General features: G+C 58.5%; 15 protein-coding genes and 1 pseudogene. 8 read left to right on the top strand and 8 right to left on the bottom strand.

Translation table 11 applies throughout. The features are described from left to right. Positions 1-25: 25 nt before the first annotated feature. The 4 genes and pseudogenes from CKW26_RS28040 (at position 26) to CKW26_RS28025 (ending at position 1,345) form a co-directional block, all read left to right on the top strand. A complete protein-coding gene (locus tag CKW26_RS28040; protein WP_095050962.1) occupies positions 26-328 on the top strand; it encodes a GIY-YIG nuclease family protein in 303 nt (100 codons plus the stop codon). A gap of 8 nt (positions 329-336) precedes the next feature. Next, positions 337-564 (top strand): annotated as a pseudogene (locus tag CKW26_RS30350) (phage portal protein); the annotation flags it as partial. A 158-nt stretch (positions 565-722) separates the two neighbouring features. After that, positions 723-950 (top strand): hypothetical protein, encoded by a 228-nt coding sequence (locus CKW26_RS28030; RefSeq protein ID WP_095050961.1) that lies wholly within the window; start codon positions 723-725, stop codon positions 948-950. A gap of 158 nt (positions 951-1,108) precedes the next feature. Next, a complete protein-coding gene (locus tag CKW26_RS28025) occupies positions 1,109-1,345 on the top strand; it encodes an ogr/Delta-like zinc finger family protein (protein ID WP_095050960.1) in 237 nt (78 codons plus the stop codon). A 51-nt stretch (positions 1,346-1,396) separates the two neighbouring features. Here CKW26_RS28025 and CKW26_RS28020 read toward each other — a convergent pair whose 3' ends face one another. After that, complete coding sequence (locus CKW26_RS28020) at positions 1,397-1,780, bottom strand: DUF6124 family protein (protein ID WP_095050959.1); 384 nt, start codon at positions 1,778-1,780, stop codon at positions 1,397-1,399. 536 nt (positions 1,781-2,316) lie between these two features. On the opposite strand from CKW26_RS28020, the gene CKW26_RS28015 reads away from it, so the two are divergent. Then, positions 2,317-3,252 (top strand): glutathione S-transferase family protein, encoded by a 936-nt coding sequence (locus CKW26_RS28015; protein WP_095050958.1) that lies wholly within the window; start codon positions 2,317-2,319, stop codon positions 3,250-3,252. A 116-nt stretch (positions 3,253-3,368) separates the two neighbouring features. On the opposite strand, the gene CKW26_RS28010 is transcribed toward CKW26_RS28015, so the two are convergent. Continuing rightward, on the bottom strand, positions 3,369-3,719 hold the full coding sequence (locus tag CKW26_RS28010) for a glutaredoxin family protein (RefSeq protein WP_095050957.1): 351 nt from the start codon (positions 3,717-3,719) through the stop codon (positions 3,369-3,371). Then, positions 3,719-4,723 (bottom strand): nucleoid-associated protein YejK, encoded by a 1,005-nt coding sequence (gene yejK / locus CKW26_RS28005; protein WP_095050956.1) that lies wholly within the window; start codon positions 4,721-4,723, stop codon positions 3,719-3,721. Before yejK ends, CKW26_RS28010 begins: the two co-directional genes overlap by 1 nt. Before the next feature lie 395 nt (positions 4,724-5,118). Between yejK and CKW26_RS28000 the strand changes: the two genes are divergently transcribed. Beyond that, entirely contained in the window at positions 5,119-5,400 is a 282-nt protein-coding gene (locus CKW26_RS28000; RefSeq protein WP_003221909.1) for an HU family DNA-binding protein, read from the top strand. A 194-nt stretch (positions 5,401-5,594) separates the two neighbouring features. Here CKW26_RS28000 and rlmF read toward each other — a convergent pair whose 3' ends face one another. From rlmF to CKW26_RS27975, 5 genes are all read right to left on the bottom strand, one after another. After that, positions 5,595-6,614 (bottom strand): 23S rRNA (adenine(1618)-N(6))-methyltransferase RlmF, encoded by a 1,020-nt coding sequence (gene rlmF, locus CKW26_RS27995; RefSeq protein WP_093436942.1) that lies wholly within the window; start codon positions 6,612-6,614, stop codon positions 5,595-5,597. A gap of 238 nt (positions 6,615-6,852) precedes the next feature. Further along, a complete protein-coding gene (locus tag CKW26_RS27990) occupies positions 6,853-9,699 on the bottom strand; it encodes a valine--tRNA ligase (RefSeq protein WP_095050955.1) in 2,847 nt (948 codons plus the stop codon). 194 nt (positions 9,700-9,893) lie between these two features. Beyond that, complete coding sequence (locus CKW26_RS27985) at positions 9,894-10,289, bottom strand: DNA polymerase III subunit chi (protein ID WP_095050954.1); 396 nt, start codon at positions 10,287-10,289, stop codon at positions 9,894-9,896. A gap of 8 nt (positions 10,290-10,297) precedes the next feature. Next, a complete protein-coding gene (locus CKW26_RS27980; RefSeq protein ID WP_007909049.1) occupies positions 10,298-10,726 on the bottom strand; it encodes a DNA polymerase III subunit chi in 429 nt (142 codons plus the stop codon). Positions 10,727-10,783: 57 nt separating this feature from the next. After that, positions 10,784-12,274 (bottom strand): leucyl aminopeptidase, encoded by a 1,491-nt coding sequence (locus tag CKW26_RS27975; RefSeq protein WP_095050953.1) that lies wholly within the window; start codon positions 12,272-12,274, stop codon positions 10,784-10,786. A gap of 574 nt (positions 12,275-12,848) precedes the next feature. On the opposite strand from CKW26_RS27975, the gene lptF reads away from it, so the two are divergent. Continuing rightward, positions 12,849-13,970 (top strand): LPS export ABC transporter permease LptF, encoded by a 1,122-nt coding sequence (gene lptF / locus CKW26_RS27970; protein WP_095050952.1) that lies wholly within the window; start codon positions 12,849-12,851, stop codon positions 13,968-13,970. Continuing rightward, a complete protein-coding gene (gene lptG, locus CKW26_RS27965; protein ID WP_095050951.1) occupies positions 13,963-15,024 on the top strand; it encodes an LPS export ABC transporter permease LptG in 1,062 nt (353 codons plus the stop codon). The genes lptF and lptG overlap by 8 nt, the downstream gene beginning before the upstream one ends. Positions 15,025-15,137 lie beyond the last annotated feature (113 nt).

Here is a 15,137-nt window from a genome sequence, read left to right as displayed (position 1 = left end):
TTTTCCTACACGTTCAGATCCCGAAGTGACCAGCCTTAGCGAAAAACCTGTCGACGTCGCCGAACCCGTGAGCAAGTCCTGGTTCGTCTACCTCGTTCGCGCCGCCAATGGCTCGTTGTACTGCGGGATCAGCGACGATCCGGTGCGTCGTTTCGCCAAGCATCAAAGTGGCAAAGGCGCACGGTTCTTCCTCTCCAGCCCGGCGATGGCGCTGGTTTATACCGAACTGTGCCGCGACAAGAGCGATGCACTGCGCCAGGAACGCTTGATCAAAAAACTCAGGAAGAGCGCCAAGGAATGCCTGGTCGCGTCTTATCAATCTGACTGATTGCAACAAAAGACGAGTTCGAGCGCATCAACAGCATCACAAGCAATGACGTGATCGCTGCGTGGCGAATGAACCCAGCGCTGGGGGGGATGCCAGAGAATGCGGCGGGGTTTGGTGATATCGAGAAGATAGATCGGGTTTATACAAATAATGAGATACGACCGATTAGCCAGTTGTTCAATCAGGTGAACAGATCGCTGCGACATGACAGGAAAATTTATTGGGCATCTTTATAGTAAATCAATTGTATTAATATAATTTTAAATCGCAAAATCTACTAAAGACCTGTCAGGTTTGACAGTGGTTTCGATCCTCTTTTAATGACAGGCTAAAGGCTCCAGTCTTACCAAGACTAAGACTTTAATTTAGCTGGCTAGTGTTTAGGAGCTTCAAAATGTCGAAGGTAGCAGAGTTTCCGATCGTGAAAGCTATTGATGCCGAGGTGTCCGTTAGGGATAAGTTTGCGAAAGAGTATGGGTTGTCTACTCCAATAGTTGAGGTTCGTCTCGACTGGGCGCGAAACATAGCCACGGTTGTTTATAATGATATTCAGCTTAGCGCGCGTGGCGTTGATGCTTACAGCGCGCCCTCAATAGAAAAAACGACAACTATCAAAAGATGATTGTATTCTTATCTTTTAGTGTTGGTTGGTCGGCGGGTGCAGAGTTTGCATTTATCAATTAGCGTGTGCTGCTGTTTTAAAGGCTTTAGGGGTAAGTTGGCGAGGAGTGGATTTAATGGTGTTGGAATTTAGGTTTTGTCATGTCTGAGTCGGTCTAAATGACGGTGAGCTGCAAAGCCTGTGATGAGAAAGGTCGGATTGTTTCTCGAGAAGAGCTTTCATTGGAGTTCGCTCGACTTTACTGTCAATGCGGCTCGACTGCATGTGGGCATACTTGGGTCACTAATCTTACATTTTTACACACACTCAATCCGCTTGCTCAAGCGGTTGATCGCCTACTGTTCGACCGACTACGAGCTTTACCACGCGAAAAACAACATGATTTATTTGAGTAACTTAGGTCTTTACCATAGTGGCGAGAGTACACCTCTCGCCACTAATTTCATTTACTCAGTGGGCACTAATTTATCCACCACCTGATTGACAGCCATCTCCGCCACCATGACGATTTGCGCTATGCCTTGCAGTGTTTTACGACGTGGGCCTTCTAACTGGCCGGCAAAATCATTGAGCATCACACTCGCCGACCCCAAGGTTTCACACGCGTCGACCAGCAGGGATTCGGCATCCGATTGCGGGTTGGCCATGTAGAGGCGGTTGGGTTGATAGGGCGTCTCCATGATCCGGGCCGTGGGTGGGCCTAAATAATGGTCGAGTGCGCGTTCGGCGGCTTCGTTGAGTTTTTTCGAATCGGGGGATTCGTAGGGGGATGTCGGATCGGTGACGGCTGCCAGGTCTATGGTCGGCGGGTTTGGCGTTATCTTGAACATGGGAGTGTACCTCGATGAGGCCGTAACCTTCCCGCCGCTAAGCGAAAGGGTGGCGGCTATGCGCAAGTTAGCGGACCGGTCACTCCGAAACCCGGCGCACCCGAGGGTGCCATGCGCACAGCCACCATCAAGCGCAGGCGAATGCCTGACGGGATGATACTTGTGCAACCGGAAGTGAACGAAACCAAGCCGCTAAGCTCGATCACTGGAAATCAGTGACGGTTCCAAGTTACGCAGCCAGTCCAAGGCGCACAAGCCGGCGGATTCTGGCGCACGCGTAGGCAGTGGCGCAAGAATTTGTGGGCCTTTGCGCGTAACACTGAGTGTCTTTAAACGGATGTGGAAAATTGCGTGTAATTACCGAAGAGTTCCATGACTTTTTCAGTCGGACAGTGCGCTAACGCCATATCTGGATGACGCGATCACTGCAGCACTCTTATCAATCTGACTGATCAGTTCCCATCAGGCAGATCTGTAGGCTGCTAAGCAAATGCACGCTAAGCTGCGGGCTCACTATCTGAGCGGCGGAGCCGAGCATGTCCGAGTTGATTCTGCATCATTACCCGACCTCCCCATTTGCCGAGAAGGCCCGTCTGCTGCTGGGCTTCAAAGGCTTGTCGTGGCGCTCGGTGCATATTTCGCCGGTGATGCCGAAACCGGATCTGACCGCCCTGACCGGCGGCTATCGCAAGACCCCGGTGTTGCAGATTGGCGCTGACATCTACTGCGACACGTCGTTAATCGCGCGGCGCCTGGAGCAGGAAAAGGCGTTGCCGGCGTTCTTCCCTGAAGGTCAGGAATTTACCGCCGCCAGTTTTGCCACATGGGCTGACTCGGTGGTGTTTCAACATGCGGTGAGCCTGGTGTTTCAGCCGGAATCGGTGGCGGTGCGTTTTGCCAAGTTGCCGCCGGAAGCGATCAAGGCTTTTATTGCCGACCGCGCCGGTTTGTTCAGTGGTGGCAGCGCCACGCGTCTGTCTGCCGAACAAGCCAAGCATCAGTGGCCGACGATCATGGCGCGGCTGGAGCAGCAGTTACAGCGCGAGCAGGGTGACTTCCTGTTTGGCGAGCCGTCGATTGCCGACTTTGCGTTGGCGCATCCCATGTGGTTCCTCAAGGCGACGCATGTGACGGCGCCGCTGGTGGATGAGTATCCGGCGGTTTCGGCGTGGCTGAGTCGAGTGCTGGGCTTTGGTCATGGCGCGGCGAGTGCGATGACCTCCGAGGAGGCGCTTGAGATTGCACGCAACGCGACACCGGCGGCATTGCCGGATGAGCAGTTTGTTGATCCGAACGGCTACAAGGCTGGCGAGCAAGTGGCGATTGCCGCGACGGATTACGGAGTTGATCCGGTGGTGGGTGAGTTGCTGTTTGCCGGTAGCGAGGAGTTGATCATTCGTCGTGAAGACGAGCGTGGCGGTGTGGTGCATGTGCACTTCCCGCGCTTTGGTTTCCGCATCGAAGCCCGCTGATCTCTCAAGTCTGATGCAAAACTTTGTAGGAGTGAGCCTGCTCGCGATAGCGTTGTGTCAATCGGCGGATTTATCGACTGACACACCGCTATCGCGAGCAGGCTCACTCCTACAGGTTATTTCAGGGCAGCGAGGATTTCGTCCGGGTCGAACCCGCGAATCAACGTACCGTTAACGTCGATCAACGGAATCCCGCGTCCACCCAATGCCTCATACGCCTTGCGCGCCTCGGCATCCTTCTCGATATCGAACTCCTTGAAGGGAATGCCCTTACTGTCGAGAAAGCGTTTGGTCTGCTTGCAGTAGCCGCACCAGTCGGTGGCGTAGAGCACGACGCTGGCCTGTGCGCGCGTCTGCTCTGCAACCATTTGCGACAGGTTGAACACCCGCTCGATCTTGCCCCAGTTCTGATAGACGACCACCACCAGCAGAACCAGTGCAACCTTCTTCAGCACATTGCCGAGCATCAGTTACGCCGCTTCAACTGATCGGTCAGCGACGTCGGCAGGCCTTTGATCACCAGCGTGCCAGCCTCTTCGTCGTATTCGATCTTCGAACCCAGCAGGTGTGCTTCAAAGCTGATCGACAGGCCTTCGGCGCGGCCGGTGAAACGGCGGAATTGATTCAGGGTGCGTTTGTCCGCCGGAATCTCTGGCGACAGGCCGTAGTCCTTGTTGCGAATGTGATCATAGAAGGCTTTCGGGCGCTCTTCGTCGATCAGCTCCGACAGCTCTTCCAGACCCATCGGTTCGCCGAGTTTGGCCTGACTGCTGGCGTAATCGACCAGGGTCTTGGTCTTCTCGCGGGCGGAGTCTTCCGGCAGGTCTTCGCTTTCGACGAAGTCACTGAAAGCCTTGAGCAGCGTGCGGGTCTCGCCCGGGCCGTCGACGCCTTCCTGGCAACCGATGAAGTCGCGGAAGTACTCGGAGACCTTTTTGCCGTTCTTGCCTTTAATGAACGAGATGTATTGCTTGGACTGCTTGTTGTTCTGCCACTCGGAAACGTTGATCCGCGCCGCCAGGTGTAACTGGCCGAGGTCGAGGTGGCGCGAAGGGGTCACGTCCAGCTCATCGGTCACCGCCACGCCTTCGCTGTGGTGGAGCAGGGCGATGGCCAGGTAATCGGTCATGCCTTGCTGATAGTGGGCGAACAACACGTGACCGCCGACCGACAGGTTCGACTCTTCCATCAGCTTCTGCAGGTGCTCGACCGCGACTTTGCTGAATGCGGTGAAGTCCTTGCTGCCTTCCATGTATTCCTTCAGCCAGCCGCTGAACGGGAACGCGCCGGACTCCGGATGGAACAGGCCCCAGGCTTTGCCCTGTTTGGCGTTATAGCTCTCGTTGAGGTCGGCGAGCATGTTCTCGATGGCTGCAGACTCGGCCAGTTCCGTGTCACGGGCGTGCAGAACTGCGGGCGTGCCGTCGGGTTTTTTGTCGATCAGGTGGACGATGCAATGACGGATCGGCATGGGCTTCTCGGCTGTAGGAAGGGAGGAGGGCAGGCTCCCCCGAAAAAGCGCTAAGTGTACCGCAACCACTGGTTTTGGCGCGGGTTGTAGGGCAAAACCGGGGCGCGCACTGACGCATATGCAGTTTTTTACCGATTTAGCGCAATAAAGCTGACCAAATGGGTAGCTAGAGGCGGATATTTCCCCGTCTCTGTGCTAGTTTTGCCCGGTCTTACGCGAAGTCACTGCGTTAAGCGTGCAATCAGCATTTGTCAGGTCGAACCAAACCCTGATTTCGGTATCTATAACCCGACTCGTCGTGGTTATCGCCGAGGGTGCCAGATCCAGAAGATCGGGCTCGATGGCTGACACTGCACTCTGCAATCCATATGAATTTGATAGGGAAGGAACACTACATGGCTCTTACTAAAGACCAACTGATCGCCGACATCGCTGAAGCTATCGACGCGCCGAAAACCACCGCGCGTAACGCTCTGGACCAACTGGGCCAAATCGTTGCCGATCAGCTGGAAAACGGCGGCGAAATCACCTTGCCAGGTATCGGCAAGCTGAAAGTGACCGAGCGTCCTGCCCGCACTGGCCGTAACCCTTCGACTGGCGCTGCCATCGAAATCCCTGCTAAGAAAGTGATCAAGCTGGTTGTGGCCAAAGGCCTGACCGACGCTGTGAACAAGTAAGACGCAGCAATAAAAAACCGTGCACCGGAGTGATCCGGGCACGGTTTTTTTGTGCCTGCGATTTAGCAAGGCGTTACTCCGCCTGTAGGAGCTGTCGAGTGAAACGAGGCTGCGATCTTTTGATCTTGTTCTTCAGGATCAAGATCAAAAGATCGCAGCGTGCCGCAGCTCCTACAAGGGCATCTGCGCAGCTATCAGCGAACCCAGCGCTCGCGGCGCCAGATCTGCTGTTCGGACTTGGTCTGGAACGTCCAGGCGACGAAACGGCTCTGTTTCTGGCCTTGAGACATTTCCACGACCTGGCTTTCCAGTACGCCGGCCTTTTTCAGCGCGGTTTCGATGGCCGGAAGGTTCGAGGCCTTCGACACCAGCGTACTGAACCACAGCACCTTATGCTGGAAGTTGGCGCTCTCGGCGATCAGTTGCGTCACGAAACGCGCTTCACCGCCTTCACACCACAACTCCGCCGACTGACCGCCGAAGTTCAGCACCGGCAGTTTGCGTTTCGGATCGGCCTTGCCCAGTGCGCGCCATTTACGCTCGCTGCCCTTGGTCGCTTCGTCCATCGAGGCGTGGAACGGCGGGTTGCACATGGTCAGGTCAAAGCGCTCGCCCGGCTCCAGCAAGCCAATCAGGATGTGCTTGCGGTTTTCCTGCTGGCGCAACTGGATGACTTTGTTCAGGTCGTTGGACTGAACGATGGCTCTGGCGGCAGCCACTGCGGTCGGATCAATCTCCGAGCCAAGGAAGTGCCAGCGGTATTCGCTGTTGCCGATCAGCGGATACACGCAGTTGGCGCCCATGCCGATGTCCAGCACGTTGACGATCGCGCCGCGCGGGACCTTGCCGTCGTTCATGCTCGCCAGCAAATCGGCGAGGAAGTGCACGTAATCGGCACGGCCCGGAACTGGCGGGCAGAGGTAGTCTGCCGGGATGTCCCAATGCTGGATGCCATAGAACGACTTGAGCAGCGCCCGGTTGAACACGCGCACCGCATCGGGGCTGGCGAAGTCGATGCTTTCCTTGCCGTACGGGTTGGTGATCACGAACTTCGCCAGTTCCGGCGTGGTCTTGATCAGCGCCGGGAAGTCGTAACGACCCTGATGGCGATTGCGCGGGTGCAGGCTGGCCTTTTCACGCGGCTCAACGGTCTTGGCCGGGGTCGCGGTGTCAGGCTTCTTGCGCGCAGGTTTGGGTGTGCGGGGGGCGTTCATGGGCGTGGTCGATTCGGGTATGGCTGAAAGTGGCGGGTATTGTCCCACATTGATGGGCCATGCGCCGAACCCATGTAGGAGCTGCCGAAGGCTGCGATCTTTTGATGTTGATTTTTAGAAGCAAGATCAAAAGATCGTCCGATCGCGGCCCGAGCCTTCGGCAGCTCCTACAGGGGAAATGTGGTGGGCATAAAAAAGGGAGGCCACCGGGGCCTCCCTTTTTCACTGCGATTTGCCCTTACAGGCTGGCAATCCGCGCATGCTGCTCGGCCAGTTTGCCCAAGGCTTGTTCCGCCTCGGCCAGTTTGGCGCGTTCCTTCTCGATGACTTCGGCCGGGGCCTTGTCGACGAAACCGGCGTTGGACAATTTGCCGCCAACGCGCTGGACTTCGCCCTGCAAACGCAGGATTTCCTTGTCCAGACGCGCCAGTTCTGCGCCCTTGTCGATCAGACCGGCCATCGGCACCAGCACTTCCATCTCGCCAACCAGAGCGGTGGCGGACAGCGGTGCTTCTTCACCAGCCTGCAGAACGGTGATCGATTCCAGACGCGCCAGCTTCTTCAGCAGCGCTTCGTTCTCGGTCAGGCGGCGCTGGTCTTCAGCGCTGACGTTCTTCAAGTAGATCGGCAACGGCTTGCCCGGGCCGATGTTCATTTCGCCACGGATGTTACGCGTGCCGAGCATCAGTTCCTTGAGCCATTCGATGTCATCTTCGGCAGCCGGATCAATGCGCTCTTCGTTGGCCACTGGCCACGCTTGCAGCATGATCGTCTTGCCCTGAATACCGGCCAGCGGCGCGATGCGCTGCCAGATTTCTTCAGTGATGAAAGGCATGAACGGATGCGCCAAGCGCAGCGCCACTTCCAGCACGCGAACCAGCGTACGACGGGTGCCGCGCTGACGTTCAACCGGTGCGTTCTCGTCCCACAGCACGGGCTTGGACAGCTCCAGGTACCAGTCGCAGTACTGGTTCCAGATGAACTCGTACAGCGCTTGTGCTGCCAGGTCGAAACGGAATTGATCCAGCTGACGGGTCACTTCGGCTTCAGTGCGTTGCAGTTGCGAGATGATCCAGCGATCCGCCAGCGACAGCTCGTAGGCTTCGCCGTTCTGGCCGCAGTCTTCGCCCTTGTCCAGAACATAACGCGCGGCGTTCCAGATCTTGTTGCAGAAGTTGCGATAGCCTTCGACGCGGCCCATGTCGAACTTGATGTCGCGACCGGTCGAGGCCAGCGAGCAGAAGGTGAAGCGCAGGGCGTCGGTGCCGTAGCTGGCGATGCCATCGGCGAACTCGTCGCGGGTCTGCTTCTCGATCTTCTTCGCCAGTTTCGGCTGCATCATGCCGGAGGTGCGCTTCTGCACCAGTTCTTCCAGTTCGATACCGTCGATGATGTCCAGCGGGTCAAGGACGTTGCCCTTGGACTTGGACATCTTCTGGCCCTGGCCATCGCGCACCAGACCGTGCACATACACGGTCTTGAATGGAACCTGCGGCGTGCCGTCCTCGTTCTTGATCAGGTGCATGGTCAGCATGATCATCCGGGCAACCCAGAAGAAAATGATGTCGAAGCCCGTCACCAGCACGTCGGTGGAGTGGAATTTCTTCAGGAACTCGGTCTGCTCAGGCCAGCCCAGGGTGGAGAACGTCCACAGACCCGAACTGAACCAGGTGTCGAGTACGTCGTTGTCCTGCTGCAGGGCAACGTCCGGACCGAGGTTGTGCTTGGCACGCACTTCGGCTTCGTCGCGACCGACGTAGACTTTGCCCGACTCGTCGTACCAGGCCGGAATCCGGTGGCCCCACCACAGCTGACGGCTGATGCACCAGTCCTGGATGTCGCGCATCCACGAGAAGTACATGTTTTCGTATTGTTTCGGCACGAACTGGATACGGCCGTCTTCAACAGCGGCAATCGCAGGCTCGGCCAAAGGCTTGGTCGACACGTACCACTGGTCGGTCAGCCACGGCTCGATGATGGTGCCGGAGCGATCGCCTTTCGGTACTTTCAGGCCGTGGTCGTTGACGCTGACCAGCAGGCCGGCGGCGTCGAACGCAGCAACGATTTGCTTACGCGCTTCAAAACGCTCAAGACCGGCGTACTCAGCTGGAATCGCGCCGTCGATGCTGTCGTTCAGCGTGCCGTCGAGGTTGAACACCTGGGCTGCCGGCAGCACGTTGGCATTCTTGTCGAAGATGTTCAGCAGCGGCAGGTTGTGGCGCTTGCCGACTTCGTAGTCGTTGAAATCGTGGGCCGGGGTGATTTTCACGCAGCCGGTGCCGAATTCAGGATCGCAGTAATCGTCGGCGATGATCGGGATGCGGCGGCCAACCAGTGGCAGCTCGACAAACTTGCCGATCAGAGCCTGGTAGCGCTCATCGTTCGGGTTCACCGCAACGGCGGAGTCGCCGAGCATGGTTTCCGGACGGGTGGTCGCGACGATCAGGAAATCGTTGCCATCAGCGGTTTTCGCGCCGTCGGCCAGCGGGTACTTGAGGTTCCACAGGAAACCTTTCTCGTCGTGGTTTTCCACTTCGAGGTCGGAAATCGCCGTGTGCAGCTTGGTGTCCCAGTTGACCAGACGCTTGCCGCGGTAGATCAGGCCGTCTTCGTGCAGGCGCACGAAGGCTTCTTTGACCGCTTCCGAGAGACCGTCGTCCATGGTGAAGCGCTCGCGGCTCCAGTCGACGGACGAGCCGAGGCGGCGGATCTGACGGCTGATGTTGCCGCCGGATTGATCCTTCCACTCCCAGACCTTCTCGAGGAATTTCTCGCGGCCCAGATCGTGACGATTCTGGCCGGTGGCTTCCAGTTGACGCTCCACCAGCATTTGCGTAGCGATGCCGGCGTGGTCGGTGCCCGGCTGCCACAGGGTATTGCGACCCTGCATGCGGCGGAAACGGATCAGGGCGTCCATGATCGCGTTGTTGAAACCGTGACCCATGTGCAGGCTGCCGGTGACGTTCGGCGGCGGGATCATGATGGTGTAGGAGTCGCCCGCGCCTTGCGGGGCGAAGTAGTTCTCGGACTCCCAGGTGTTGTACCAGGAAGTTTCAATGGCGTGCGGCTGGTAGGTCTTATCCATGCGCGGCGGGACCCTATTGGCATTAATTCAGGAAAAGCCGACGAGTATAGCGGGGCATGGGGCCGAGGGCGAGCGGGGAGGACTGGGTGGAGATCTAAATGTAGGCGCTGCCGCAGGCTGCGATCTTTTGATCTTGTCTTTAAAAAACAAAGGTCAAAAGATCGCAGCCTGCGGCAGCTCCTACACGGGGCGCGTTATTCGTACTGGCTGAGCAGCCGTTCCATGCGCGCGTCGAGGCGGCGTTTGATTTCGGTTTCGATGTGCGGCGCGAAGTCGTCGATCACGTCTTGCATGATCAATTGCGCGGCGGCGCGCAGTTCGCTGTCAAGGTGGAGCAGGGCGTCTGGGCCTTTATTCGCAGGTGCTGCCGGTGGCGCGGCGGGTGTTGGTGCTGGCGCGGCGGGCGGTTCGACGGCAGCCGGCTCGGCGCCGACCGGCTCGAACAACATCGGAATCTGTTCCTGTTCGCCATCGTCGACCGTGTCGGTCAGCAGCGGCGGTTGCAGGTTGTCATCGCCGAGCAACTGGCGGATCGATTCAAGATCGTCCAACAGGTGTGCGGACTTTTGCTGCGGTTTCGGAGTGTCCATTGGAATGCTCAGAGTCGCTGTAAACGGTGATCTTGCAGAGGATAGCCCTGTTCGCGGTAGAAACGGAAACTCTCCCGCGCGGCCGCTCGAATCGTCGGATCTTCGACCACCACTTCCGCCACGCGGGCGAATTTGCTGGCGAAGGCCGGGACTTTCAGATCGAGGTTGACCAGTAAATCCTGATGCTGACCGCAGTCATCACCCAATCCCAACACAATCAAACCGTCCGGTTCGCTGTCGGCCGGACCGTGCGGCACGAAGGTCTCGCCCTTGAATGCCCACAGGCGCGCATCGAGATCATCGCGCTGAGCTGCATCGCTGCAATGCAGGTAGATGCGGTGCCCCATGCGCCAGGCTTTTTCGGTGAGCTTGCAGGCAAAGTCCAGGCGAGCCGAAGGATCGGCGCTGGGCAGGATATAGAAGTCGACTTTGGTCATTGCGGTTCCAGAGCAGCAGGCGGCGTCACCCGAAAGTGACGCCGCCGGTCAGCGGGTTCAGGCTTTGGCGCGATCCAGCAGGTACTGGGTCAGCAGAGGCACCGGACGGCCAGTGGCGCCCTTGTCCTTGCCGCCGCTGGTCCACGCGGTGCCGGCGATGTCCAGGTGCGCCCAGTTGAGGTTCTTGGTGAAACGCGACAGGAAGCACGCAGCAGTGATGGTGCCGGCTTTCGGCCCGCCAATGTTGGCGATGTCGGCGAACGGACTGTCCAGTTGCTCCTGGTATTCGTCGAACAGCGGCAATTGCCAGGCGCGGTCGTCGGCAGTCTGGCCAGCGCTCAAAAGTTGGCCGATCAGTTCGTCGTTGTTGCCCAGCAGGCCCGAGGTGTGCGCGCCCAGTGCCACGACGCAAGCGCCGGTCAGGGTGGCGATGTCGATCACCGCTTGCGGCTTGAAACGCTCGGAGTAGGTCAGCGCATCGCACAGCACCAGACGGCCTTCGGCGTCGGTGTTGAGGATTTCCACGGTCTGGCCGCTCATGGTGGTGACGATGTCGCCCGGACGCGAGGCATTGCCGCTCGGCATGTTTTCCGCGCAGGCAAGGATGCACACCAGGTTGATTGGCAGTTTCAGCTCAAGCACGGCACGCAGGGTACCGAACACGGAGGCTGCGCCGCCCATGTCGTACTTCATTTCGTCCATGCCGGCACCCGGTTTCAGGCTGATGCCGCCGGTGTCGAAGGTGATGCCTTTACCAACCAGTGCGTACGGCTTCTCGGATTTCTTGCCGCCGTTGTATTGCATGACGATCAGGCGCGGCGGCTGGGCGCTGCCCTGGCCGACGGCATAGAACGAACCCATGCCCAGGGATTTGATCTTCTTCTCGTCGAGGACTTCGACTTTCAGGTCCTTGAACTCTTTGCCCAGATTCTTCGCTTGTTCACCAAGGAAGGTCGGGTGGCAGATGTTCGGCGGCAGGTTGCCCAGGTCGCGGGTGAATGCCATGCCGTTGGCGATCGCGGTAGCGTGATTCACCGCGCGCTGCACTTCGGCCTGAGCAGCCTTGATGGTCAGCAGGGTGATTTTCTTCAGGGCGCGCGGTTCGGCTTTCTGGCTCTTGAACTGGTCGAAGGTGTATTCGCCATCCACCAGGGTTTCTGCCAGCAGACGGGTTTTGCCGTAGCTGTCGCGGTTTTTGACAATGATTTCATCCAGTGCCAACACGGCGTCGCTGCCGCCCAGACCTTTCAGGGTGTTAAGGATGCCGGCAACGATTTTACGGAATGGACGGTCGCCCAGTTCCTCATCCTTGCCCACGCCGACCAGCAACACGCGCTCGGCTTTCAGGTTCGGCAGGCTGTGCAGCAGCAGGCTTTGACCGACTTTACCAGCCAGATCGCCACGCTTGAGGACGGCGCTGATCGCGCCACCGCTCAGTTCGTCGACCTGTTTGGCGGCGACACCGAGTTTGCGGCCTTCGCCGACGGCAACCACCAGGGTGGCGGTTTTCAACGTTTCTGGGCTAACGCTTTTTACAACCAGTTCCATGTCCGGATCCCTGAATGAATGGTCAACACGCAGGCGTTCGACGGTGTCCGCAGTCGCCTGCTTATAGAGAGAAGAGGCGCAGGCCAAAGCCTGCGACAAGGGCCGCAGTTTGAACCCCGCTCCCCGCACCTGACAACCCTAGGGGGCGTTCTCAATTAGTTTTCACACCGCGTTGTCCTTAAAGCCAGCCAGGCAAGGCGCAGGCCGCTGGGAATGGTTGTTCCCTTTCCAAGGCCTGCAACGCAGACTGGCCGGCTTTAAGGCACAACCCGAAGGGCCGGGCCTGCTGTTGTGCAGGGCTGCGTTGCTCGAAGCTTATTTGGAATGACCAAACCACGCTTCTCGCGCCTTGCCCAGCACAACAGCAGACCCGGCGCGGTGTGAAAACTAATTGAGAAAGCCCCCTAGGTTGTACGATCTGCAAAGGATTACAGACATGGATGAGTGTGCGCAGTGACAGGCGCCCTCAATCACAGGATAATGCCGCATCTTTTTTCGACGGCTCTGCGTTGCGGGCCGGTCGATGTGTTTGCTTGTTTGGCCGCCTTAGCCTGACAACCCTGGAGTGTCTGGTTTGATCGTCTTCCGTTATCTGTCCCGCGAAGTCCTGTTGACCCTCAGCGCCGTGAGTGCCGTGCTGCTGGTCATCATCATGAGCGGTCGCTTCATCAAATACCTCGCTCAGGCCGCTGCTGGCCAGCTCGATCCGGGCTCGCTGTTCCTGATCATGGGCTTTCGTCTGCCGGGGTTCCTGCAACTGATTCTGCCGCTGGGCCTGTTCCTCGGGATCCTGCTGGCGTACGGTCGCCTGTACCTGGAAAGCGAGATGACTGTGCTTTCGGCCACCGGCATGAGCCAGCAGAAGCTGTTTCGCATGACCTTGTTCCCGGCGACCCTGGTCGCGCTGGTCGTCGCGTGGCTGAGTCTGGGCCTGGCCCCGCAAGGCGCTAACCAGTTCCAGTTGCTGCTGAACAAGCAGGACGCCCTGACCGAATTCGACACCCTCGAGCCGGGTCGCTTTCAGGCCCTGCGTGATGGCACTCGGGTCACCTATACCGAGACCTTGAGCGACGATCGCGTCAATCTGGGCAGCGTATTCATTTCGCAAAAGAACCTCGGTGCCGATCAAAAGGATCGCGGGATTTCCGTGCTGGTGGCCGAAAGCGGTCGCCAGGAAGTGCGTCCCGACGGCAACCGCTACCTGATCCTCGATAACGGCTACCGCTACGACGGCAGTCCGGGTCAGGCCGATTACCGCGCTATTCATTACGAAACCTACGGTGTGCTGCTGCCCAAGCCGGATGTCAGCGAAGAAGTCACCGACCGTGACGCCATGCCGACCTCGTCTCTGCTGGGCAGCGATGACATCCGCTCCAAAACCGAACTGCAATGGCGTTTGTCCCTGCCGCTGCTGGTGTTTATCGTGACCCTGATGGCGGTGCCGCTGTCGCGAGTCAATCCGCGCCAAGGGCGTTTCCTCAAGCTGCTGCCGGCGATTCTTCTTTATATGGCTTACCTGACCATTCTGATTGCCGCCCGCGGCGCCCTTGAAAAAGGCAAGATCCCGCCAGCCCTGGGCCTGTGGTGGGTGCATGCGATCTTCCTGTTCATCGGTCTCGGTTTGCTCTATTGGGAGCCGCTGCGTCTGAAGATGGCCAGCCGTCGCGCTGCAGCGCTGGAGGTGGCCCGTGGTTAAACTCGACCGTTACATCGGCAGCAGCGTGTTCATGGCGATCATCGCCGTGCTGGCAATCATTCTTGGTCTGGCGACCTTGTTTGCCTTCATCGATGAGATGGGCGACGTCAGCGACACCTACACCCTCGTCGATGTCCTCAGCTTCGTATTGCTGACCGCGCCACGCCGTCTCTACGAAATGTTGCCAATGGCCGCACTGATCGGCTGCCTGATCGGCCTCGGCAGTCTGGCCAGCAGCAGTGAGCTGACCGTCATGCGCGCCGCTGGCGTGTCCATCGGCCGGATCGTCTGGGCTGTAATGAAACCAATGCTGGTGCTGATGCTGGCCGGCGTACTGATCGGCGAGTACGTTGCTCCTGCGACCGAAAGCATGGCCCAGGCCAATCGCTCGCTGGCGCAAGGCAGCGGCGACGCGCAAAGCGCCAAGCACGGTATGTGGCACCGTCAGGGTGAAGAGTTCATCCACATCAACGCCGTGCAACCCAACGGCCTGCTGTATGGCGTGACCCGTTATCACTTCGACAAAGAGCGTCACCTGCTGAGTTCGAGTTTCGCCAAGAAAGCCGAGTTCGACGGCAATAGGTGGCAACTCACCGACGTTGCCACCACGCTGTTCCATGAACGCAGCACCGAAGTCGTCAATACCCCGAGCGAGCAATGGGACGTGGCGTTGAGCCCGCAATTGCTCAGCACCGTGGTCATGGCACCGGAATCGCTGTCGATCAGTGGTTTGTGGGGCTACATCCACTATCTGTCCGAGCAGGGCCTGAGCAACGGCCGCTACTGGCTGGCATTTTGGGTCAAGGTGTTGCAGCCGCTGGTGACCGCAGCACTGGTGCTTATGGCGATCTCCTTCATTTTCGGTCCGCTGCGCTCGGTAACCCTCGGTCAGCGGGTGTTTACCGGCGTGCTGGTGGGCTTCACTTTCCGTATCGTCCAGGATTTGCTCGGCCCGTCGAGCCTGGTGTTCGGTTTCTCGCCGCTGTTTGCGGTGCTGGTGCCGGCCGGGGTCTGTGCGCTGGCGGGTGTCTGGCTGCTGCGAAGAGCCGGTTGATGACAGGCGATTGACCTGTGCTTTAAACCTCGAAAACGCCTCGGTCGACAGATCGGGGCGTTTTTGCATGCAATCCGGGTGACAGGCGAACGTGACGCTTGCGCCGTGTATCA

Source organism: Pseudomonas sp. Irchel s3h9, assembly GCF_900187475.1.
GTDB classification, from domain to species: Bacteria; Pseudomonadota; Gammaproteobacteria; order Pseudomonadales; family Pseudomonadaceae; genus Aquipseudomonas; species Aquipseudomonas neuropathica.
This window is presented reverse-complemented; position numbering and strand designations above follow the sequence as displayed.